Here is a 21,723-nt window from a genome sequence, read left to right on the forward strand (position 1 = left end):
CGTCCTCCCGGGTGAACCCGGGGGAACGAGAGCGCCGGACGCAGTGGCGCCTAGCTGGCGCCTGCAATCACTTGCGCAGGCCGAGACGCTCGATGAGCGCCTTGTAGCGGTTCACGTCCTTCTTCTTCAGATAGTCGAGAAGGCTGCGCCGCTGGCCGACCATCATGAGGAGACCACGACGGGAATGGAAATCCTTGTGGTGGATCTTCAGATGCTCGGTCAGGTTGGTGACCCGCTCCGACAGGATCGACACCTGGACTTCCGGCGAACCGGTGTCGCCCTCATGGGTGGCGAATTCCTTGATCAGCTCGGTCTTGCGCGCTGCAGTGATCGTCATCGTCTCTTTTCCATCGGCATCGATGTCAGGAAAACCCGCACGGGCTGCAGCTCCCCTTCCTCGAAACGAGTAAGCGCCACCAGCCGCCCTTCCCACATCGCCCGGACCATCGGCTCCTCTCCCAGCTCGCCCTCGATCATGTGAGGGAGAGCCACGATCGGCTGGCCGGCGGACAGGCGGTGGGCCTGCGGTTCCGTGACGGCGAGCGCCGGGATGCCGGCCAGCGCCGTCGTCACAGGAACGAGAACCTGCGGCAGGCTCTCTTCGGCGATCAGCGCCTCGAGATCGTCCAGCCGCACGGAATCTTCAATCTTGAATGGCCCCACCGCGATGCGGCGGAGCTGGGTGACGTGCGCGCGGGTGCCCAGCGCCTCGCCGAGATCCCGCGCCACGGCCCGCACATAGGCGCCCTTGCCGGACGTCATCGTCATCACGGCATGGTCCGGGTCGGGCATGTCGACCAGTTCCAGCGTGTCGATCCGGATCGGCCGCGGCTCGAGCACGACCTCCTCGCCGCGCCTGGCCATGTCGTAGGCGCGCTCGCCGTCGATCTTCACCGCGGCATAGATCGGCGGGCGCTGCATGATCTCGCCCAGGAACTGCGGCAGCACCGCCTCGATCTGCTCGCGGGTCGGGCGCAGCTCGGAGGTGGCGATCACCACCCCGTCGCTGTCGTCGGTGTCGGTGGCCTCACCGAAGCGGACCGTGAACTCGTAGCCCTTGCGCGCGTCCATCACGTACATGACGGTCTTGGTCGCGTCGCCCATCGCGATCGGCAGGACGCCGGTCGCCAGCGGGTCGAGCGTGCCGCCATGGCCGACCTTCTGCGCGTTGGTCGCCCGCTTGATGACGTTGACCACATGGGTCGAGGTCATGCCGGTGGGCTTGTCCACGCACAGCCAGCCATGGATCGGGATGCCCTTGGCGCGCCTGCGGCTCATTCTTCCGTCTCCTCGGCGTCACGAGGGGGAAGGGCGGCCACCTCTTTCGCGATCAGGGTCTCGACCCGCGAGGCCTCACCGAACGTCTCGTCGGGAACGATGCGCAGGCGGGGCGCATATTTCAGGTCCATCTCTCGGCCGAGCCGGGAGGTCATGTAGGTGGATGCCCGGATCAGCGCCTTCATCACCTCCGGCCGGAGCTTGTCCTGGCCGAGCTCGGCGACGAACACCGTGGCCTGCTTGAGGTCCGGGCTCATCCGGACCTCGGACACGGTGACCTCGACGTTCTGCAGGTCCGGATCGTGTAGCTCGCGGCGCATGAACATGTCGGCGAGGCGGTGTCTTACCGCCTCGCCGACACGCATCTGACGCTGCGAGGGTTCATGGGAGCGGCCGCGCTCGGAGGCGGACGTCCCGTGGGAACGGGATCGGCCGCTCACAGGCTCCGCGCGACCTCCTGGACCTCGTAGGTTTCCACGACATCGCCGGTGCGGATGTCGTTGTAGCCCTCGAGCGACAGGCCGCACTCAAAGCCCTCGCGCACCTCGCGGACATCGTCCTTGAAGCGCTTGAGCGAGCCCAGCGACCCTTCGTGGATGACCACGTCGTCGCGCAGGAGGCGGATCTTCGAGTTGCGACGGATGAGGCCGTCGGTGACCCGGCAACCCGCGATCTTGCCGATCCGCTGCACCGAGAAGATCTCGCGGATCTCCGCGTGACCCAGGATGACCTCCTTCGCTTCCGGCGCCAGCAGGCCGGAGAGCAGGGCCTTCATCTCGTCGAGCAGCTCGTAGATGATCGAGTAGTAGCGGATCTCGATGCCGTCGCGCTTGGCCAGGTCCCGTGCCGGCGCGTTGGCCCGCACGTTGAAGCCGAGGATGACGCCGCCCGAGGCCGCGGCCAGGGTCACGTCGCTCTCGGTGATGGCGCCCACGCCGCCGTGCAGGATCCGGACCGACACCTCGTCGGTGCCGAGCTTCTGCAGGCCGGCCGAGACCGCCTCCAGCGAGCCGTGCACGTCGGTCTTGATCACCACCGGCAGCTCTTTCAGCTCGCCGACCTTGATCTTCGAGAACATGTCCTCGAGCGAGCCGCGGGCGCCGGCGGTGGCGACGAGCTGCGCTTCGCGCTTCTTGCGCTGGCGGTACTCGGCGATCTCGCGGGCGCGATCGGCATCGTCGGTGGCCGAGAGCAGGTCGCCGGCGCTGGGCACGCCGTCCAGGCCCAGGATCTCGACCGGGACGGACGGGCCGGCCTCGGTCACGTTCTGGCCATGGTCGTCGACCAGGGCGCGGACGCGGCCCGAGGTGGTGCCGCAGACGACGGTGTCGCCGACCCGCAGCGTGCCCTTCTGGATCAGCGCGGTCGCGACCACGCCGCGGCCGCGGTCCAGCCGCGCCTCGATGATGGTGCCCTGGGCCTCGCGGTCCGGGTTGGCCTTCAGGTCGAGGAGCTCGGCCTGGAGCTGCACCGCCTCGATCAAGGTCTCCAGGCCGGTCCGCTTGATCGCGGAGACCTGGACAGCCTGGACCTCGCCGCCGAACTCCTCGGTGATGACGTCGTAGTTCAGCAGTTCGCTCTTCACCCGGTTCGGATCGGCTTCCGGCCGGTCGATCTTGTTGATCGCCACCACCAGCGGCACGTTGGCCGCCTGGGCATGGCGGATCGCCTCGATCGTCTGCGGCATGACGCCGTCATCGGCCGCGACCACCAGGATCACGATGTCGGTCACCGAGGCGCCGCGGGCGCGCATCTGCGTGAACGCCGCGTGGCCGGGGGTGTCGATGAAGGTGACCGGCATGCCCGAGCCGATGTCGACCCGGTAGGCGCCGATATGCTGGGTGATGCCGCCCGCCTCGTGCGAGGCGACGCTGGCATTGCGCAGCGCGTCCAGCAGCGAGGTCTTGCCGTGGTCGACATGGCCCATGACCGTGACCACCGGCGAGCGCGGCTGCAGGTTGGTGTCCTCGTCGATCGCAAGGCCCTCCAGGCCCTCCTCGATCAGCGATTCAGACACCCGCTTCACCCGGTGGCCGAACTCGGACACCACCAGCTCCGCGGTGTCCGCGTCGATGGTCTGCGCCGGCGTGGCCAGGATCTTGTTCTTCATCAGAACCTTGATCACCTCGCCGGAGCGCACCGCCATGCGGGCGGCCAGGTCCTGCACGGTGATCACGTCCGGGATCGCCACGTCGCGGACGATCAGCTCGGTGGGCTGCTGGACCTGCTGGCGGCCCTTCTGCTGGCGACGGCGCATCGCCGCCACGGAAGGTGCCCGGCGCTCCTCGAGGTCGCCCTCGGCGCTGATGACGACCCGGCCCTTGGCCTTGCCGACATCGTCCTTGCGCGCGGCCGGAGCCATGAGCTTGGGCGCCTTGGCGGCGGCCTTGCCCTTGACCGGGCGCTTCTCATCGACCGATTCGAAGCCGAACTTCGCGGTGGGCTGCGGGGCACGCGGCGCCTGGGGCGCCTGCGGGGCAGGGGCCGGCTCGGCGCGGGCGGGACGACGCTCCTCGACCTGCTCGGGCTCCGGCGCCTGCGGGGCGCGAGCACCCGGCGCCTGCATGGCGGCCTTGCGCTCCTGCTCGTCGAGCAGGCGGCGCGCCTGTTCCTCGGCCTTGCGGCGGATCTCCTCCTCCGCCTTGCGGCGGGTCTCCTCCTCGGCGCGGCGCTTCGCCTCGGCCTCGGCCTCGACCCGGCGGCGCTCCTCCTCGATGGCGCGCAGGCGCGCCTCTTCCTCGAGGCGCTTGCGGTCCTCTTCGGCGCGGCGCTGGTTGATGATGACCGCCTTGAGGCGGGCATTGTGTTCGGCCTCGGTCAGCGCGCGCAGGCGCACCGGGCCGCGGTTGCCGCCGCCGCCGCCGGCCGGACGCGCTTCGTTGCCGACCGGACGCTGTCCGCCCGGAGCCGGCGGACGGCCGGACTGGTCGGTGGTCTCGGTGGGCGCCATCCGCGGCACCGCCTGGGCGTGGCCCGGGGCGCGCGACTTGCGCACCTCGACCTGGACCGGCTTGCTCAACACCCCGTGCGAGCGCGCCTGCTTGACCGTGCCGACGTCGACCGTCTTGCGCGGAAGATCCATGCGACCGGCGCTGCCGCCGGTGCCAGACGGGCGGAGGCCGATCCGGGCTTTGTTGTCCTGACCCTTCGGATCGTTCATGAGGCGAGCCGTTCCTGTCGTTCGATCGATGTCATCGTTGCACTTGGATCCTGCGGCGCCGGCCGGAATCCGGCCAGACGTCGCACGATCGTCATTAGCGGCGTGGCATGGCTCTCGTGGGTCACCACAAGATGGACGGCCTCGTCGCGGCCGAGTGCCCGGCCGAGTTCCAAGCGGTCGAACAGCCGGACCGTAGGAAGGTCCTTGGCGATGCGACCGAGTTTTTGCAGCCCGTCCTCGGCTGCGTCCAGAGCCTGGATCAAGAGCTTCGCCCGGCCGGAGCGCAGGCTGCGCTCGACCTCGTCGAAACCGTTGACCACGGCGCCGGCCCGGCGGGCAAGACCGATCCGGTCCAGCCCGCGGCGCACCAGCGCCTCTTCGATATGCACCATGAGGTCGGGCGCCACCCGGGAACCGGGACCCGCCGCACGGGTGAGCGCCTGGCGCTTGACCGCCAGGGCGACGCTGCCGCGATCCGCCTCCAGCCAGAAGCCACGGCCGGGCAGGCGTGCATCCACGTCGAACACGACCTGGCCTTGCGGATCGCGCACGAAACGCAGCATGCCGTCACGATCCTGGCGCGTACGCGACAAGACGGAACGCCGCGGATTCCGCTCCGCGCCGACCGGCTCCTCGATGATCGCGACCGTCGTCTCGCTCAAGCGTGCTCCGCCTCCGTCACGTCTTCGTCCGCAGGCTGCTCCGGCGCCTCGATCCAGCCGAGGGCGACACGGGCCGCCATGATGATCTCGCCCGCCGAGGCGGCGGTCATGCCGGCATCCGGCAGGAGCTCGACCAGTTCGTCCCCGGACAGGTCCGCCAGGTCCTCCAGCGTCTTGATGCCCTTGCGGCCGAGCTCGACCGTGTTGGACAGCTCGATCGGCTCGAACTGCAGCAGGTCATCGGCGATGCCGAGTTCCACCGCCTCGGCGGCCAGCGCCTCGCGCTGCTCGTCCAGCCAGGACACCGCGCGCTCGATCAGGGCCTGGGCGATCTCCTCGTCGAAGCCCTCGATCGCCGCCAGTTCGTCCGGCGGGCAGTAGGCGACATCGGCGACCGAATCGAACTCCTCGGTGGCGAGCAGCTCGGCGATCACCGTCTCGACGTTGAGCGCCTCGGTGAACAGCTCGATGCGGCGGCGGAAGATCGCCGAACGCTTCTCGCTGTCCTCGGTCTCCGAGACGATGTCGATCTCCCAGCCGGTCAGCTGGCTGGCCAGGCGCACGTTCTGGCCGCGCCGGCCGATCGCGATGTGCTGCATGTGGTCGGGGACGACCACCTCGATCCGGTTGTTGTCCGGATCCAGCACCACGCGGGCGACCTCGGCCGGGGCCAGGGCGTTCACCACGAAGTTCGCCGGGTCGGACGACCACGGGATGATGTCGATCTTCTCGCCGGCCAGTTCCTGGACCACGGCCTGGACGCGCGAGCCGCGCATGCCGACGCAGGCGCCGACCGGGTCGATGCCGCCCTCGCGGGAATACACGGCGATCTTGGCGCGGCTGCCCGGATCACGGGCGCAGCCCTTGATCTCGATGATGCCGTCGTAGATCTCCGGCACTTCCTGCTCGAACAGCTTCGCCATGAACATGGGATGGGTGCGCGACAGGAAGATCTGCGGGCCGCGGGTCTGGTGGCTCACGTCGTAGAGATAGGCGCGGATCCGGTCCTTGTTGCGGAACAGCTCCCTCGGAATCAGGTCGTCGCGCCGGCAGATGGCTTCCGCCTTGCCGAGGTCGACCAGCACGTTGCCATGCTCGATCCGCTTGATCTCGCCGACCACGATCTCGCCGATCCGGTCCTTGAACTCGTTGTACTGCCGCTCGCGCTCCGCCTCGCGGACGCGCTGCACGATCACCTGCTTGGCCGACTGCGCGGCAATCCGGCCATAGTCGATCGGCGGCAGCGGGTCCTCGATCACGTCGCCTTCCTGGGCGGCCGGATTGAGGCGCTTGGCGTCGGACAGGGCGATCTGCAGGGTGGGCTCGGAAACGTCCTCGACGACCTGCATCACCCGGAAGATCCCGATCTCGCCGGACTTGCGGTCGATCTCGGCGCGGATCTCGAGCTCCTGGCCGTACTTGCGGCGCGCGGCAGTGCCGATCGCCTGCTCCATCGCCTCGATGACCTCGGTCGGCGCGATGCCCTTCTCCTGCGCCACCGCTTCCGCGATTCGCAGGAGTTCGGCCCGGCCGAACACTGGACCCATCGCTTCCATCAGACGCCTCCCTCGGGGCTCGCTTCGTCCGTGGCCGCCTGCGCGCCGTGGTTGCGCGCCTGCGCCTCTTGTGCCGCCTTGATCAATGCGTCGGTCAGGACCAGACGCGCCTTGCGGATCGTCGAAAACGGCACTCGGAACTCCTGCCCGTCCTGCTCGATCAGAATGTCGTCGCCGTCCACCGCGGCGATCGTGGCCTTGAAGCGCTTGCGACCCTCGATGTCCGGCTCGACCTCCAGCTTCGCCAGATGGCCGGTGAAGCGGGCGTAATCGTTGAGGCGGACCAGCGGCCGGTCGATCCCGGGCGAGGAAACCTCCAGCGTGTAGGCCCCGGGGATGGGGTCGTGCACGTCGAGGATCGCGGAGATCGCACGGCTGATGTCGGCGCAGTCTTCCACGTCCATGACCCGGTCCGGGTCGGCGGGTTCGGCCATCACCTGGAGCGTCCTGCGGACCTGGCCGAGAAGCCGGACCTGGACGAGCTCGAAGCCCATTCCACGCAGGCTAGGTTCGATCAGATCGACGAGGGTGCTGATGGTGATGCTCCCGGAAAAACGGCATGCCAAAGGGAGCGGGTAACTACCCACTCACCTCGCATCGGCGCGGTAGTGAACGTGCCGGTAGATACTCGCCCGGCCGGCGAAGTTCAAGGGGTATTGCGTCGACAACCGACGCAGGTGCCGGTTCGCGCCCCTGGAGGGTCTTGCGGCGGATGCATCTTCGTCCGGCCCGGCGGCCGGATCAAGAGGCCGCGCGAAACCGCAGGAAGGTAGCCGGCCGGCCCTCCCGCTCAGCCTTGGCCTGGTAGCGGGTGGGCACATGGTCCGGCGGGGCGATCCGCCAGTCGTCGGCGCGCTCGGCCATCCAGGCGAGCCGCGGCTCGGCCAGGGTGGCGTCGAGCATCCACCGCGCATAGTCGACGATGTCGGTGGCCAGCCGCAACTCGCCGCCCGGCCGCAGCACCCGCGCCATTTCGGGCACGGTCTGGCGGTTGACGATCCGGCGCTTGTTGTGGCGCAGCTTCGGCCAGGGGTCCGGGAACAGCACGTCGATGCGCTCCAGGCAGGCGTCGGGGAGCACGCGCAGCAGGAGCCGGGCGTCGTCGGCCAGGATCCGCACGTTGTCCGTCCCGCTGGCGTCCAGTTCCGCCACCAGCTTGCCGACGCCGTCCATGAACGGCTCGACCCCCAGAAAGCCGAGATGGGGATTGGCTTTGGCCTGCGCCGCCAGATGCTCGCCGCCGCCAAAGCCGATCTCGAGCCGGAAGCCCTGCATCCGCCCAGGGAACAGGCTGGCCGGATCGAGCCGTCCCTGTTCGGGCAGCTCGATCTGCAGGCCGGGCAGGCGCTCTTCCAGGAGCTTGCGGCGGGCGGGCTTCAGCCCGGGCCCCAGCCGCCGGCCCCAGATCTGGCGGCGGACCGGGCCGTCCCCGGTCGCGCCGTCGTCGCGCACGCTCAGAAGGCCCGCTTGAGCTCGTCGACCAGGTTGCGGGCTTCCCAGGAGAAGCCGCCATCCGCCTCGGGCGGGCGGCCGAAATGGCCATAGGCCGCGGTGCGGGCATAGGTCGGCCTGTTCAGGCCGAGATGCTCGCGGATGCCGCGCGGGCTGAGGTTCATCACCTCGTTGAGGACGCGGGCCAGCTTGGACTCGTCCACCTCGCCCGTGCCGAACGTGTCGACATAGATCGAGAGCGGCTTGGACACGCCGATCGCGTAGGAGAGCTGGATCACGCATTTGCGCGCGAGACCCGCCGCCACCACGTTCTTGGCGAGATAGCGGGCGGCATAGGCGGCCGAACGGTCGACCTTGGTCGGATCCTTGCCTGAGAAGGCGCCGCCGCCATGCGGCGCGGCGCCGCCATAGGTGTCGACGATGATCTTGCGGCCGGTCAGGCCGGCATCGCCGTCGGGACCGCCGATCACGAAGTTTCCGGTCGGGTTGACGTAGAACTCGGCTTCCGGCGGGAACCAGCCCTCGGGCAGCACCGACTGCACGTAGGGCCGCACCAGCTCGCGCACGTCGGCGGGCTTCAGGCCCTCGTCATGCTGGGTGGACACCACCACCGAGGTGGCGCCGACCGGCTTGCCGTCGACATAGCGCAGAGTGACCTGGCTCTTCGCGTCCGGCTGGAAGCCCTTGGTGGCGCCGGAATGACGGTCGGCCGCCATGCGGCGCAGGATCTCGTGGGCGTAGTAGATCGGCGCCGGCATCAGTTCCGGGGTCTCGTCCACCGCAAAGCCGAACATGATGCCCTGGTCGCCGGCACCCTCGTCCTTGCTCTCGCCGGCATCGACGCCCTGGGCGATGTCGGGCGACTGCTCGTGCAGGAGCACGTCGACCCGGGCCTTCTCCCAGTGGAAGCCGTCCTGCTCGTAGCCGATCGCGCGGATCGCCTTGCGGGCAGTCTGGGTGATCAGGTCGCTGTCGATCTTGCTGTCGGCCCCTGGGCGGACCTCACCGGCGATCACCACGCGGTTGGTGGTGGCGAGCGTCTCGCACGCCACGCGCGCGAACGGATACTCGGCCAGATAGAGATCGACGATCTCGTCGGAGATCCGGTCGCACACCTTGTCCGGATGTCCCTCGGACACGGATTCGCTGGTGAAAAGATAGTCCTTGGAGGCCATAGCCTGCCCACTCTCCAAAAAACGGGGCCCACCCAGACGCGAGGCATGCACAGGATCCACGCCAGCCCGAAGCGACCCAGGCCATCCTGTGGTCAGGTCGATCGCACGCCATAGTGACGGTGCATGCTTCTGAACGGCGCGGACCTGCGGGTCAAGAAGAGCGGGGGGAGCGCGGCAGCGACCATTCGCCCGCGTTGCGGGCGGGGAACGGTGGCTCGGCGACCGGCCGCTGCTCCGGCAGCTCCGCCAGGGCCCGGGCCACCTCGAACAGGCGCCGGCGAATGACCGGGTCGTCGATCCGGAGAAAGGCGCGCACCAGTTCCAGGGTCTCGCGGTTCTCCACCGGGGAGCGGCCCTGGGGCACAGGTCGCGGTGCTGGCGCATAGCGGAACGCGCTGCGCTCCTCGGAGAGGCCAGATGCCGGCTTGGACGGTCCGGGCGCTTCGTCCATCTCGTCGAAGAACCAGGCGATCGGGGTGTCCAGGATCCGGCTGATCGCGAACAGGCGCGAACTGCCCATCCGGTTGGCGCCGCGCTCGTATTTCTGGATCTGCTGGAAGGTCACCCCCAGCAGTTCGCCCAGCCGCTCCTGGCTCATGCCCACCAGCATGCGGCGGAGCTTGAGTCGCCTGCCCACGTGGATGTCGATCGGGTCCGGATGCTCGACGGTCATGGCGGTCCGCGGTCCGCTCGCTCAGGAGGTGTACCCACGTGAACGATACTCAACGAACAGGCAACCCGCGGCAATAGCAATGATGGCAACCCAACCCCATAGTGAACCAAGTTGGCCGCCCAGGGGTCGCTCGGGCAGGGCGGCCGGCAGCCGGCCGTCGATCACGCCGCGCTCGCCGGTGCCGAGTTCCGCCAGGATGCGGCCATAGCTGTCGGTCACCACCGAGATGCCGGTATTGGCCGCGCGGACCAGCGGAAGGCCCTCCTCGACGCTGCGCATCCTGGCCAGGGCCAGATGCTGCCAGGGGCCGGCGCTGTTGCCGAACCAGGCGTCGTTGGTGATGTTCAGGAGCCACCGGGCGCGGCCCTGGCCATCGGTGGCGCTGGCCGGGAAGGCCACCTCGTAGCAGATCAGCGGGCTGAAGGGCGGGATGCCCGGCAGCTCCACCGTGGTCCGCTCCGGTCCCGCCTGGAAGTCGCCGCGGGCGGCGACCGCCTGGAGGCCCAGCGCGCCCAGGAGCCCGCGCATCGGCAGGTATTCGCCGAAGGGGACCAGATTGACCTTGTCGTAGCGGCTGCTGATCTGTCCCTCCGGATCGATCACGTACACGCTGTTGTGGGCGACCAGCTGGTCCTGCCGGTCGCGGGTGACGTGGTTCGAGCCGGTCACGACATAGCCGCCGGCCTTGGCGGCGAGCCTGGCCAGGTAAGTCCGGGCGACCTCGTCGGCCTCCAGCGAGAAGGGCACCGCGCTTTCCGGCCAGATGATGATCCGGGGCTGGACCGGCGCGTCCTGCTCGGACAGCTCGAGATGGCCCAGGAAGTTCTCCCGCAGCCGGGACGGGTCCCATTTGTGGTTCTGCGCGACGTTCGCCTGGACTAGGCGCAGCTCCAGCCCGGTCGGCTCCGGCAGCGGCACGGACACCCGCCAGGCTCCATAGCCGAAGGCCAGCCCGCCCAGGAGCAGCGGCGCCGCAACCCCGGCGATCCGCAGGCCCGGCCGCCGCTCGAGGAAGGCCAGGGCCACCGCGCCGGCGGCGATGGCGGTGAGCACGGAGAGGGCGGCGGTGCCGGTGAGCGCCACCAGCTGGAGGCTGACCTCGCTGATCGACCAGACCACCGCCAGCGGGTTCCAGGGGAAGCCGACGATGGCGCCGCGCGCCCATTCGCCGACACCCCAGAGGGCCGCCAGGCCCAGCAGCACCGCCAGCGGACGGCGGATGCGGGCAAGGTTCAGGATCAGGGCGTAGCCTGCCTGGAACAGGCCGCAGACCAAGGCGAGCAGGACGGTCGCCGGGACCGCCAGGGCGCCGAACTTCTCGGGCTCCGCGGAAAAGGCGATGGCGACCCAGTACAGTCCGACCAGGTTGAAGGGCAGCCCGAAGGCTAGGCCGCGGAGGAAGGCGGAGCCGGGCCCGGGTGCGCGGGCGATCGCCGCCACCAGGACCGCCAGGCCCAGCAGGCCCGGCAGGACGTGCCAGGGCGGCAGGGCCAGGGCGGCGACGATGCCCGCCACCGCGCAGGCGACCAGCGGGCGGCGAAGGAGGACGGTTTCGATCCGGCTCCCAAGAGCCGGTTCAGTCACCCATCACCTCGGTTTCCGCGATCTGCTCGGCGCGCTGGTCGTGGATCTTCACCCGCTCGATCCGCCGCGACGAGGCGTCCAGGATCTCGAAGGTGAACCCGGCCGGGTGCGGAATCCTCTCGCCGGTGGCGGGGATCCGGTCGACCAGGCTGGAGATCAGGCCGCTCACCGTGTCGACCTCCTCGCGGGTCTCCTCGTCGAGCAGCTCGGCGCCCAGGATCTGCTCCAGGTCGTCGAGATAGGCCCGTCCGTCCACGTCGATCGTGCCGTCCGGCTGGCGGACGATCTGCGCCTCGGTGGCCGGGTCGTGCTCGTCGGGGATCTCGCCGATGATCTCGCCGACCAGGTCCTCCATGGTGGCCAGCCCGTCGGTGCCGCCGAACTCGTCGACCACCACCGCCATGTGCACGCGGGTGTCCCGCATCTCGCGCACCAGGGCCAGGACGCTCATCGAGGGCGGCACCACCAGCACCCGCCGGGTGACCTTGGCCAAGTCGAAACCGTCCGGATTGGCGAAGTAGGGCAGCAGGTCCTTGACGTGGACCATGCCCACCACGTCGTCCAGGGCGGTCCCGTAGACCGGCAGGCGGGTGTGCATGCCGGCCTGCATCGTTTCCAGCACCTTGGCGAGCGAGGCGTCCTTCGGCACCGCCTTGATGTCGGGACGCTGCACCATCACGTCCGCGACCTGCAGCTCGCCGAACGCCAGCGCGTTCAGCACCAGCTCGCGCACGGCCGGAACCAGCTTCTCGCTGTTCTCGTCGCCGATGTCGCCTTCGATGATGTTCTCGATGCGCGTGCGGATGCTGCCTTCGCCATTGTCGACGGCGCCCGCGAAACTGCGCAGCCGGCGCATCAGATCCCCGAACAGCGACGGGTTCTGTTCCGCCCGCCGTTGCAACTGCCTCACCGAACTGCCTCCGCATAGGGATTGGCGACGCCAAATCCCGAAAGGATCCTTGCCTCCAGCGCTTCCATGGCCTGCGCGTCGGCCTCGCCGGTCTCGTGATCCATGCCCAGGAGATGCAGGATCCCGTGGACGATCATGTGACGCAGGTGATGGTCGACCGGACGGTCGTCCGCCCGGGCGTCACGCAGCACCGTCTCCAGCGCCACGACGATGTCGCCGAGCTCGGCCTGCATGCCGGGGGGTAGGGGGATGTCCGGGTCGTAGGCCGGGAACGACAGGACGTCGGTCGGCTTGTCCTTGCCGCGCCAGTCGCGGTTGAGGACCTGGATGCGCGCATCGTCGGTCAGAACGACCGAGACATGTGCGTCGCGGAGATGGGGAGGGGCCGCTTGTGCCAGGGCACGTCCAGCGGTGTCACGAATGAGCCCGATCGGGTCGGTGACGGTCGTTTGCCAGGCTTCCGCCTCAACCGTCACCTCGATCGGGTGACTACTGTCGTCGTTCATTGGTCCTGAACCGGATGGGGGCGTCCGCGACCGAGCGTCCGCGCCACGCCGCCATCGACGTCGGTCGCGGGCGCATCGTCGGCCTCATAGGCGCGGACGATCTTCTGCACCAGCGGATGGCGCACGATGTCTGTCTGGTCGAACCGCACGATCGCGATGCCTTCAATGCCGGCGAGCCGGTCGACCGCGTCCTGCAGGCCGGACTTCACCCCAGGCGGCAGGTCGGACTGGCTGGCGTCGCCGGTCACCACCATACGCGAATTCTCGCCCAGGCGCGTCAAGAACATCTTCATCTGCATGGGCGTGGCGTTCTGCGCCTCGTCCAGGATGACCGCGGCGTTGCGCAGGGTGCGGCCGCGCATGAAGGCCAGGGGCGCGATCTCGATCTGGCCGCTCTCGATCGCGCGCTCCAGCCGGCCCTCGGGCAGGAGGTCGTGCAGCGCGTCGTAGATCGGGCGCAGATAGGGATCGACCTTCTCGCGCATGTCGCCCGGCAGGAAGCCCAGCCGCTCGCCGGCCTCCACCGCCGGCCGAGACAGGATCAGCCGCTCGACGGTGCGCGCCTTCATGGCCGCCACCGCGGCGGCGACCGCAAGGTAGGTCTTGCCGGTGCCGGCGGGGCCCAGGCCCAGCACCAGGTCGTTCTTCTGCAAGGCCTCGAGGTAGCGGGCCTGGTTGGGCGTGCGCGGCACCACCAGCTTGCGCTCGGTACGCACCGCCGACTGCTGGCCGCGATAACCGTCGGTGGGCAGCGGCTCGCCCGCCGTCACCATCCGCACCGCGGCGTCGACCTCGTCGCGGCCGACATCCTCGCCGCCCTTGGCCCGCATGTAGAGTTCCTGAAGCACGGTCGCGGCGGAATTGACCGCGTCCGGATCGTCGCCATGAACGATCACCTCGTTGCCGCGCGCCACCAGGTTGACGGGGAGCTGCTGCTCGATCCGGGCGAGATGACTGTGGTGCTGGCCGAAGACCGTGGCACAGAGCCGATTGTCCGGCAGGACGACCCGGCGATCCGCCTGATCGAGTTCCGCCATCGGCAGGAGCGGCTTCAAGCGGCGCGTCCTCGCTTCTCAGGTGGGGAGACCAGCCGGCCGGCCAGGCTGCGCGGATGCGACCCGGTGATCTCCACGGTGACCAGGTCGCCCACCGAGAGATCGGGGCCATCCAGGTGGACGATCTGCAGCCAGGGCGAGCGGCCGACCTTGCTGCCGGGATCCCGGCCGTCGCGCTCGATCAGGACGTCCATCCGCACACCCACGCTGTTCTCGTCGAACGAACGCCGCTGCCGCTCCAGGAGTTCCTGGAGAGCGGCCAGTCTTTCGGCTTTCACCGACTCCTTGACCTGCTTCTTCATCAGGCTGGCCGGGGTGCCCGGGCGCGGGCTGTACTTGAACGAGAAGGCCTGGGCGAAGCGGACCTGCTCGACCAGCCGCAGCGTCGCCTCGAAGTCCTGGTCGGTCTCGCCGGGGAAGCCCACGATGAAGTCGGACGACAGCGCCAGGTCCGGCCGCGCTTCCCGGAGCCGGTCGACGATCCGCAGATAGTCCTCGGCGCGATGCTTGCGGTTCATGGCGGCCAGAATCGTGTCGGAGCCCGACTGCACCGGCAGGTGCAGGAACGGCATGAGCTGCGGCACGTCGCGATGGGCGGCGATCAGCTCGTCGTCGACATCGCGGGGGTGGGAGGTGGTGTAGCGGATCCGCGCCAGCCCCTCGATCTCGGCCAGCGAGCGGATCAGCCGGCCCAGGCCCCAGGTCCCGCCGTCCGCGGCCTGGCCGTGGAAGGCGTTGACGTTCTGGCCGAGCAGGGTGATCTCGCAGGCGCCCTGGTCGGCCAGCTGGCGGGCCTCCGCCAGGATTGCGGCCACCGGGCGCGAGGTCTCCGCGCCGCGGGTGTAGGGGACCACGCAGAAGGTGCAGAACTTGTCGCAGCCTTCCTGCACGGTGAGGAAGGCCGACGGACCGGACGGTGTCGAGACTGCCGGCAGCTCGTCGAACTTGCTTTCCACGGGAAAGTCGGTGTCGACGATGCCGCTGGCGACGCGGCCGCGCTGGGCGAGCATCTCCGGCAGGCGGTGATAGGCCTGCGGTCCGACCACCACGTCGATGAACGGGGCGCGCTGCAGCATCGCCTCGCCCTCGGCCTGGGCGACGCAGCCGGCCACGGCGATGGTGAGATCGCTGCCGCCGGCACGTCGCTGGTCACGCAGGAGGCGCATCCGGCCGAGCTCGGAATAGACCTTCTCGGCGGCCTTTTCACGGATGTGACACGTGTTGAGGACGACGAGGTCCGCGTCCTCGATCTGGTCGGTGGCGGCATACCCATGGGCTGAAAGCGCTCCGGCCATGCGCTCGGAGTCGTAGACGTTCATCTGACAGCCATAGGTCTTGATGAAGAGCTTTTTCGTCACCCGCCAACCAGGGATGGTTCCAATGCGGCGAGTTATTCCCAGCGCCGCCTGAGCCGTCAAGTTACGCTTCGTTCCCAAAGGGACTTCGGCGCTTCCCGAGGAAGCGCCGTCGCACGCTCCGGGAACGACCGGACCGGTTCAGCCGGCCCGGCGGCCACGCGCACGCGGCTTGGTGCCGAGACCGATCTTCTTCGCCAGCGAGGAGCGCTGCTCCGCATAGGCCGGTGCGACCATCGGGTAGTCGTCGGGCAGGCCCCAGCGCTTGCGGTAGTCCTCGGGCGACATGTTGTAACGGGTCTTCAGATGCCGCTTGAGCATCTTCAGCTTCTTTCCGTCCTCAAGGCAGATGATATATTCCGGCGTCACCGACTTCTTGACCGGAACGGCAGGAGTCAGCTTTTCCTGGGGCTCTTCTTTGATCTCGACGCCCTGGGTCGACAGCGAGGAATATACGAGCCTGATGAGGTCGGGGAGTTCGGTGGACGACACCGTATTGTTCGACACGTGTGCCGCGACGATCTCCGTCGTGAGCGACAGGAGTTCGTTCTGGGTCAACTGTTCCGCCATCTCTGCGTGAGGGCTCCCGGCCTACTTGGTAATACACGAGCCACTACTATATTTCCTCAACCACCGTCTGCAAGGGGGCTTTTCAAAAAGTCCTCACAAAAAAAGGTAGATGAAATGGCCTCTTCTGAAGCAACCCTCGACATCACCGCCGACACCTGCCCGATCACCTTCGTGCGAGCCAAGCTCGCGCTGGAAAGAATGTCTCCCGGCGACATGCTGCGCATTCGGCTTCGCGAAGGTGAACCGCTCGTTAACGTTCCGTTTTCCCTTACGGATCACGGTCACGAGATCGTCAGCCGCAAGGCTGTGGATGACGGGATCTTTGAGCTGCTGGTCCGGCGCGGCGCCGACTAGCTCTGGCCGGGCAGCGACCTTGGCCCATGCAGCGAGGCCTTCATCGTATATGCGCTGATCTTTCGGCCATCCGGGCGATGATAATAGTCCAGCCGCGTCCCGACCCGTTTGAAATTGTATCTTTCATACAAGCTCTGTGCGGCTACATTGTCGACCGCGACCTCCAGGAACATCGCGTCGGCGCCCGCCTGATGGGCACGGACCATCGAGGCTTCCAGTAACGTCCCGGCGACGCCCCGGTGACGCCAAGACTGCAGCACTCCGATCGACAGTAGTTCACTCTCGTCGCGCACCACCCGGCAAATCGCGAACCCGACCCCGCGCAGCCCGTCGATCGCCGAGAACCCGCGATCGAAGCAGCGGGCGATCAGGCCGAACCCTCCCGGCAGCGACAGCAGGTGGGCGATGTCGGAGCGCGACCAGCCGTCCTCGAAGCAGCCGCGGTGCAGGCGCGCAAGTCGACCAAGATCAAAAGGGCCGATGTTCTTGACAGCGATCTGGCCGGGACGGGGCAGGTCCATCAGGGCCATGGTCAGGGATCCACCCGGTCGAGCAGCGACCGGCCCGCACCTTCACGGGCATCGGCACCGCGCAAATAAAGCGGCACCAGCTCGCTTCCCGGCGATCCGCCGGCACCGGCCGCATGGCGGCCAAAGGCCACGTGCGCCACGTCGCTCGCATCCGCCACCAGTTCGACCATTCCCTCGCATCCGGAGCCGACCAGGGTCCTGTCCGGCAATACGCCGGGAGGGGCCGCGAGGATCTCTGGTTCGCCGTGATGGCCCCGCTCGTCGAAGTCCTGGATGAACCAGTTGCCGCGCCCGCCCGGAACCACCACCCGCAACGGGCCGGAAACGCCCTCGCGGCGCGCCCGGTCCGCCAGGGCCTGGAAGGAGGTGACCGCCAGGACCGGCAGGCTGGCCGCCAGGGCCAGGCCCCGCGCCAGCGCCACCGCGACCCGGATGCTGGTGAAGCCGCCGGGACCGATCCCGCAGGCGATCAGGTCGACCTGGCCGCTCCGCCAGCTTGCCTGCTGCAGGCACCGCTCCACGAGCAGCGGCAGGCCATCGGCATCGGCGCCGGCCGCCCGCCTAGCCGATCCCGCGATCAGCGGGCCGTCCGGCCCGCGGCCGCAGGCCGCCACGGCGACCGGCCCGGCTCCGTCGATCGCGAGGATCCGCAACCTCGTCGTCCCTGGCCCTAAGTCAGTCGATAGCCCGGACCTCGACCACGTCCGGCACGTAATAGCGCAGGAGGTTCTCGATGCCGTTCTTGAGCGTGACCACCGAGGACGGGCAGCCGGCGCAGGCGCCCTTCATGTGCAGGTACACGACCCCGCGCTCGAACCCGTGGAACACGATGTCGCCGCCATCGTTGGCGACCGCCGGGCGCACCCGGGTCTCCAGGAGTTCCTTGATCTTGGCGACGGTCTCGTCGTCCTCGGCCTCGACGGCCGGCTCGGGCGACGCCTGCTGGATGACCGCGTCCTCGCCGGACATGAAATGCTCGACCATGGCGCCGAGCACGGCCGGCTTGAGCAGGTACCAGTCGGCGGCGGCCTGCTTGGTCACCGCGACGAAGTCCTTGGTGATGAACACCGAGCGGACGCCGTCCACGCCGAACACGCGGCGCGCCAGCGGCGAGACCCGCTCGGCCTCGTCAGCGTCCAGGACTTCGACCTGGCCGCCCTCGATGATGGTCTGGCCGGGAAGGAACTTGAGCGTCGCCGGGTTCGGCGTCTGCTCGGTCTGAATGAACATGGTATTGCTCTCCGTGCGGCTGAAGTGGCGAGGCCGGGACGTCATCGCAAGAGGATGTTGGTCACTTCCCGCAACTGGGTGCGCGCGCGCAGAAGAAGGAAGCCCTGGGCAGCCAGATGATTGGGCTTCACCTGGCTGTCCAGGCCACCGTTCACCACCACCCAGGGCTGGAGGATCGCGGCCATCCGGAAGCTGTCCAGCATCTCCGCCCAGTTCGAGGCAGCACCCCGCTCGGCGATCACGTCGGCATAGTCCAGACCCAACTCGCGCAGGAGGATGTAGTAGGCGTAGAGCTGGCCCTTGTCGGTATAGAACAGGTCGTCGGCCGAGAAGTCGAACCAGCGGTTCTGGCTGAGGTCGATGGCCTGGTAGATCGCGGCGGAGGTCGAGCCCAGATCGGCGGCGATCGCGTCCAGGCTGTCCAGCAGATTGTCGGCCCGCTTTTCCAGGACGGCCTCGCCAGCGGCAAGCCGCTGGTTGTAGGCGCGCAGCGCCTGGACCGCCTGGCGGTACTGGCTTTCGCTGGTGGCGGTGGGGGCCCAGGAGGTGGTCGGGTTCCAGACCCAGACATTGCCCGGATAGGCCAGCAGGCCCATCGCCCGGGTCAGGTCGGCATCGGCCTGGGAGGAGCCGCGGGCCCGCGCCAGCCGGTCGCGCACCGACACGCCGAAGCGCTGCACCGCCGCCAGGAGCCCGGTCTGGTAGTTGGGCATGTTGTCGAGCAGCACGCCCGGCTTGAAGAACGGCTCGTTGGGCGTCCACTCGTTGACGTCGATCTCGCGCTCGACCAGGTCGGCCATCGCGGCGATCGCCCGGGATCCGTTCTCCGGCGCGCTGGTGGCGATGGCGAAGTCCGGGTCGTCGTCGATCCGGTTCACCACCGCCATGCCGATCAGGTACCAGCCGGCGACCGCCAGCACGATCAGGGCCGGCAGGCCGAACAGGACCCGGCGCAGCAAGGGGCGCCGGGCAGGGGGGTGCACGTCCGATACGGCCATCATCGATCCTCTGGCGGGGGCAACTGCCTGGGAGATGGCGCGTCGGCCCCGCCATCGAAAGGCTCAGGTGAAAGGTTCACCCCTGCCGGAAGCCGACAATGTCGTAGACCTGCCGCAGGATCGGCCCCGCGATCGCGTCGGCCCGGCCGGCACCCTGGTCCAGGATCCGGTCGATTTCGGCCGGATCGGCCAGGAGGCGGCGCATCTCGGTGGTGATCGGCGAGAGCTTCTCCACGCACAGCTCGGCCAGGCGGTTCTTGAAGGTCGAGAAGTTGGCGGAGGCGAACTCGTCCTCGACGGCCTGGCGCGGCCGGTCGGCCAGGGCCGCGTAGATCGTCAGCAGGTTGGAGGCTTCCGGCCGCTTCTCCGGGTCGAAGCTCACGCCCTCGATCGGGTCGGACTTCGCCTTGCGGATCTTCTGCGCCAGCGTGTCGGCATCGTCGGTCAGGTTGATGCGACTATAGTCCGAGGTGTCGGACTTGCTCATCTTCTTGGTGCCGTCGCGCAGCGACATCACCCGGGTGGCCTCGCCCAGGATCATCGGCTCGGGCAGGGTGAAGAACTCCACCCCGAACTGCCGGTTGAAGGCGCCGGCGGTGTCGCGCGCCAGCTCCAGATGCTGCTTCTGGTCCTCGCCCACCGGCACGTGGGTGGCGTTGTAGGCCAGGATGTCGGCCGACATCAGCACGGGATAGGTATAGAGCCCGGCCGACGCGTTCTCGCGCTGCTTGCCGGCCTTCTCCTTGAACTGGGTCATCCGGTTCAGCCAGCCGATCGGCGTCTGGCACATCAGCACCCAGGCCAGCTGGGAGTGGGCGGTGACGGTCGACTGGTTGAACAGGATCGAGTGCGTGGGGTCGATGCCGCAGGCGATCAGCGCCGCGGCCACCTCGCGGGTCGCCCCGCGCAGTTCCTTCGGGTCCTGCGGCAGGGTGATCGCGTGCTGGTCGACGATGCAGTAGATCGCCTCGTAGTCCTGCTGCAGACGTACCCAATGCCGGATCGCGCCCAGATAGTTGCCGAGATGCAGGGCGCCGGTCGGCTGGACGCCGGAGAAGATACGGCCGGACATGGACGAGCCTTCGGATCGGGATCGGGTATAGCTGAGCGCGGTTGGATGGCCGGTCGGGGCTGTTCCGTCAAGCGCGGTCCCGGAAAAGAGCGACGAGTTCCCGCGGCCGGACCACCCGCACCACCGTGACCATCGCGAAGAAGGCCAGCCCGCCCACCAGGATGGCGCTGGCGAGCCCGGTCAGCCGGCCGATATGGTGAAGCTCGGTGAAGGCCTGATGGGCCATCGACCCGGCAAACACCGCGCAGGCCAGGGCGCCCAGCGCGCGCAGCTTGGTGCGCCGGGAAAAGGCGCGTCCCTCGATCCCGCGCAAACGCCAGGCCAGCACCGTCAGGTTCGCCCAGTTGGCGAGGCTGGCCGCCACCGCCAGGCCCAGATGGCCGAGCGGGCGCAGTGTGGCGAGCCCCACCAGCAGCGTGACCACCAGCGCCACCGACGCGCCCACCAGCGGGGTGCGCATGTCGCCGCGCGCGAACAGGCTGGCCGCGAGGATGCGGACCAGCACGGCGGCCGGCAGGCCCAGGGCGAAGGCCTGCAGCGCGCTCGCGGTGGCCGCGGCGTCCAGCGCGTCGAAGGCGCCCCGCTCGAACAGAATCCGCACGATCGGCAGGGCCAGGGCGGTGAGGCCGGCGGCGGCCGGCAGGGTCAGCAGGAGCGCCACCTCGGCGGCCTGGTCGCGCAGCGCGCGCGCCGCCTCCAGGCGGCCCTCGGCGATCCGCCGGGCCACGATCGGCAGGAGCGCCGTGGAGATCGCCACCCCGATCAGCCCCAGCGGCAGCTGGGCCAGCCGGTCGGCGAAGTAAAGGAACGACACCGCTCCCGGGGCCAGGGCGGTCGCCATGATCGTCACGATCACCACGTTGACCTGGTAGATCCCGGCCCCGGCAAGGCCCGGCAGGATCCGCCGCCCCAGCGGGCGCAGGTGGCGGTCGCGCAGGTCCGGCCGCAGGGAGACCGCCATGCCGGCCCGCCGGCAGGCCAGCCAGAGCATCGCCAGCTGCAGCACCCCGGCCACCGGCAGCGCCAGCGCCAGCAGGCGCGCCTGGGCGACCGGGTCGTCGCCGCCCGTCAGCAGGGCGCCGATCATCACGAGGTTGAGGATCACCGGGGCGAGCGACGCCACCGCGAACCGGCCGAGCACGTTCAGCACCCCGGCCAGCAGCGCGGTGAGCGAAACGAACAGCGCGTAGGAAAAGGTGCGCCTGGCCAGTTCGACGGCCAGGTCGTGGCGCGGGTCGGCCAGGTCGAAGCCCGGCGCCAGCACGGTGATCACCAAGGGCATCGCCAGCAGCGCCAGCCCGGTCAAAAGCGTGAGCAGCACGCCCAGAATGGTGAAGGCGCGGCTGGCGAACGCCCGGGCAGCCTGCTCGCCCTCCATGGAATGGACCTGGCTGAACAGCGGCACGAACGCCGCGCCGAACGCGCCCTCGGCGAACAGCCGGCGCAGGAGGTTGGGGATCTTCAGCGCCACCAGGAACGCGTCGGCCGCCACGCCCGCGCCCAGCGCCTGCGCCATCAGCACGTCGCGCAGGAAGCCCAGGAGACGGGAGGCGAGGGTCGCCGAGGCGACGACCGAGGATGCACGCAGCCAGCTCAAGCCCTG

The 21,723-nt window shown here is 69.0% G+C and carries 23 protein-coding genes; 1 reads left to right on the forward strand and 22 read right to left on the reverse strand.

Annotation, left to right across the window (positions count from 1 at the left end; all coding sequences use genetic code 11):
• Positions 1 to 67 precede the first annotated feature (67 nt).
• The 16 genes from rpsO to GEMRO_RS0118945 all read right to left on the reverse strand — a co-directional run bounded on the left by rpsO (position 68) and on the right by GEMRO_RS0118945 (position 15,936).
• Positions 68 to 337, reverse strand: a complete 270-nt coding sequence (rpsO, locus tag GEMRO_RS0118870) for a 30S ribosomal protein S15 (protein WP_027135254.1) — start codon at positions 335 to 337, stop codon at positions 68 to 70.
• Positions 334 to 1,278: a tRNA pseudouridine(55) synthase TruB gene (gene truB, locus GEMRO_RS0118875; RefSeq protein ID WP_027135255.1), complete on the reverse strand. Its 945-nt coding sequence runs from the start codon at positions 1,276 to 1,278 to the stop codon at positions 334 to 336. Before truB ends, rpsO begins: the two co-directional genes overlap by 4 nt.
• Complete coding sequence (gene rbfA, locus GEMRO_RS30530; protein ID WP_051329232.1) at positions 1,275 to 1,643, reverse strand: 30S ribosome-binding factor RbfA; 369 nt, start codon at positions 1,641 to 1,643, stop codon at positions 1,275 to 1,277. Before rbfA ends, truB begins: the two co-directional genes overlap by 4 nt.
• 71 nt (positions 1,644 to 1,714) lie before the next feature.
• Positions 1,715 to 4,438 (reverse strand): translation initiation factor IF-2, encoded by a 2,724-nt coding sequence (gene infB, locus GEMRO_RS0118885; protein ID WP_027135256.1) that lies wholly within the window; start codon positions 4,436 to 4,438, stop codon positions 1,715 to 1,717.
• Entirely contained in the window at positions 4,435 to 5,100 is a 666-nt protein-coding gene (locus GEMRO_RS30535) for a DUF448 domain-containing protein (protein ID WP_051329233.1), read from the reverse strand. Before GEMRO_RS30535 ends, infB begins: the two co-directional genes overlap by 4 nt.
• Positions 5,097 to 6,647, reverse strand: a complete 1,551-nt coding sequence (gene nusA, locus GEMRO_RS0118895; protein ID WP_027135257.1) for a transcription termination factor NusA — start codon at positions 6,645 to 6,647, stop codon at positions 5,097 to 5,099. Before nusA ends, GEMRO_RS30535 begins: the two co-directional genes overlap by 4 nt.
• Before the next feature lie 8 nt (positions 6,648 to 6,655).
• Positions 6,656 to 7,150: a ribosome maturation factor RimP gene (gene rimP, locus GEMRO_RS0118900; RefSeq protein ID WP_051329234.1), complete on the reverse strand. Its 495-nt coding sequence runs from the start codon at positions 7,148 to 7,150 to the stop codon at positions 6,656 to 6,658.
• Positions 7,151 to 7,397: 247 nt separating this feature from the next.
• Positions 7,398 to 8,108, reverse strand: a complete 711-nt coding sequence (gene trmB / locus GEMRO_RS30540) for a tRNA (guanosine(46)-N7)-methyltransferase TrmB (protein WP_051329235.1) — start codon at positions 8,106 to 8,108, stop codon at positions 7,398 to 7,400.
• A 2-nt stretch (positions 8,109 to 8,110) separates the two neighbouring features.
• Complete coding sequence (gene metK, locus GEMRO_RS0118910) at positions 8,111 to 9,283, reverse strand: methionine adenosyltransferase (RefSeq protein WP_027135259.1); 1,173 nt, start codon at positions 9,281 to 9,283, stop codon at positions 8,111 to 8,113.
• Positions 9,284 to 9,434: 151 nt separating this feature from the next.
• Complete coding sequence (locus GEMRO_RS30545) at positions 9,435 to 9,956, reverse strand: helix-turn-helix domain-containing protein (RefSeq protein ID WP_084507197.1); 522 nt, start codon at positions 9,954 to 9,956, stop codon at positions 9,435 to 9,437.
• 21 nt (positions 9,957 to 9,977) lie between these two features.
• Complete coding sequence (gene lnt / locus GEMRO_RS30550; protein WP_051329236.1) at positions 9,978 to 11,540, reverse strand: apolipoprotein N-acyltransferase; 1,563 nt, start codon at positions 11,538 to 11,540, stop codon at positions 9,978 to 9,980.
• Positions 11,533 to 12,450 carry a hemolysin family protein gene (locus GEMRO_RS30555; protein ID WP_157505648.1) on the reverse strand — a complete coding sequence of 306 codons (918 nt, stop codon included), beginning with the start codon at positions 12,448 to 12,450 and terminating at the stop codon, positions 11,533 to 11,535. Before GEMRO_RS30555 ends, lnt begins: the two co-directional genes overlap by 8 nt.
• On the reverse strand, positions 12,447 to 12,956 hold the full coding sequence (ybeY, locus tag GEMRO_RS0118930; RefSeq protein WP_027135260.1) for an rRNA maturation RNase YbeY: 510 nt from the start codon (positions 12,954 to 12,956) through the stop codon (positions 12,447 to 12,449). The genes GEMRO_RS30555 and ybeY overlap by 4 nt, the downstream gene beginning before the upstream one ends.
• Positions 12,953 to 13,993 carry a PhoH family protein gene (locus GEMRO_RS30560; RefSeq protein ID WP_051329655.1) on the reverse strand — a complete coding sequence of 347 codons (1,041 nt, stop codon included), beginning with the start codon at positions 13,991 to 13,993 and terminating at the stop codon, positions 12,953 to 12,955. Before GEMRO_RS30560 ends, ybeY begins: the two co-directional genes overlap by 4 nt.
• Before the next feature lie 14 nt (positions 13,994 to 14,007).
• A complete protein-coding gene (gene miaB, locus GEMRO_RS0118940; RefSeq protein WP_027135261.1) occupies positions 14,008 to 15,369 on the reverse strand; it encodes a tRNA (N6-isopentenyl adenosine(37)-C2)-methylthiotransferase MiaB in 1,362 nt (453 codons plus the stop codon).
• Between the two features lie 138 nt (positions 15,370 to 15,507).
• Positions 15,508 to 15,936 carry a MucR family transcriptional regulator gene (locus GEMRO_RS0118945; RefSeq protein WP_027135262.1) on the reverse strand — a complete coding sequence of 143 codons (429 nt, stop codon included), beginning with the start codon at positions 15,934 to 15,936 and terminating at the stop codon, positions 15,508 to 15,510.
• 114 nt (positions 15,937 to 16,050) lie between these two features.
• On the opposite strand from GEMRO_RS0118945, the gene GEMRO_RS0118950 reads away from it, so the two are divergent.
• A complete protein-coding gene (locus tag GEMRO_RS0118950; protein ID WP_027135263.1) occupies positions 16,051 to 16,290 on the forward strand; it encodes a sulfurtransferase TusA family protein in 240 nt (79 codons plus the stop codon).
• Here GEMRO_RS0118950 and GEMRO_RS30565 read toward each other — a convergent pair.
• The 6 genes from GEMRO_RS30565 to murJ all read right to left on the reverse strand — a co-directional run bounded on the left by GEMRO_RS30565 (position 16,287) and on the right by murJ (position 21,717).
• Complete coding sequence (locus GEMRO_RS30565; RefSeq protein ID WP_051329237.1) at positions 16,287 to 16,820, reverse strand: GNAT family N-acetyltransferase; 534 nt, start codon at positions 16,818 to 16,820, stop codon at positions 16,287 to 16,289. The genes GEMRO_RS0118950 and GEMRO_RS30565 overlap by 4 nt on opposite strands.
• A 2-nt stretch (positions 16,821 to 16,822) precedes the next feature.
• Positions 16,823 to 17,473, reverse strand: a complete 651-nt coding sequence (tsaB, locus tag GEMRO_RS0118960; RefSeq protein ID WP_027135264.1) for a tRNA (adenosine(37)-N6)-threonylcarbamoyltransferase complex dimerization subunit type 1 TsaB — start codon at positions 17,471 to 17,473, stop codon at positions 16,823 to 16,825.
• Between the two features lie 22 nt (positions 17,474 to 17,495).
• Complete coding sequence (locus GEMRO_RS0118965) at positions 17,496 to 18,050, reverse strand: NifU family protein (RefSeq protein ID WP_027135265.1); 555 nt, start codon at positions 18,048 to 18,050, stop codon at positions 17,496 to 17,498.
• Positions 18,051 to 18,091: 41 nt separating this feature from the next.
• The gene (locus GEMRO_RS0118970) at positions 18,092 to 19,051 is read right to left on the reverse strand and encodes a DUF2333 family protein (protein ID WP_051329238.1); all 960 of its coding nucleotides are present in this window, start codon (positions 19,049 to 19,051) and stop codon (positions 18,092 to 18,094) included.
• 73 nt (positions 19,052 to 19,124) lie between these two features.
• Positions 19,125 to 20,120 (reverse strand): tryptophan--tRNA ligase, encoded by a 996-nt coding sequence (gene trpS, locus GEMRO_RS0118975; protein ID WP_027135267.1) that lies wholly within the window; start codon positions 20,118 to 20,120, stop codon positions 19,125 to 19,127.
• Positions 20,121 to 20,187: 67 nt separating this feature from the next.
• A complete protein-coding gene (murJ, locus tag GEMRO_RS0118980; RefSeq protein ID WP_027135268.1) occupies positions 20,188 to 21,717 on the reverse strand; it encodes a murein biosynthesis integral membrane protein MurJ in 1,530 nt (509 codons plus the stop codon).
• Positions 21,718 to 21,723 lie beyond the last annotated feature (6 nt).

The organism is Geminicoccus roseus DSM 18922, assembly GCF_000427665.1.
GTDB lineage: Bacteria > Pseudomonadota > Alphaproteobacteria > Geminicoccales > Geminicoccaceae > Geminicoccus > Geminicoccus roseus.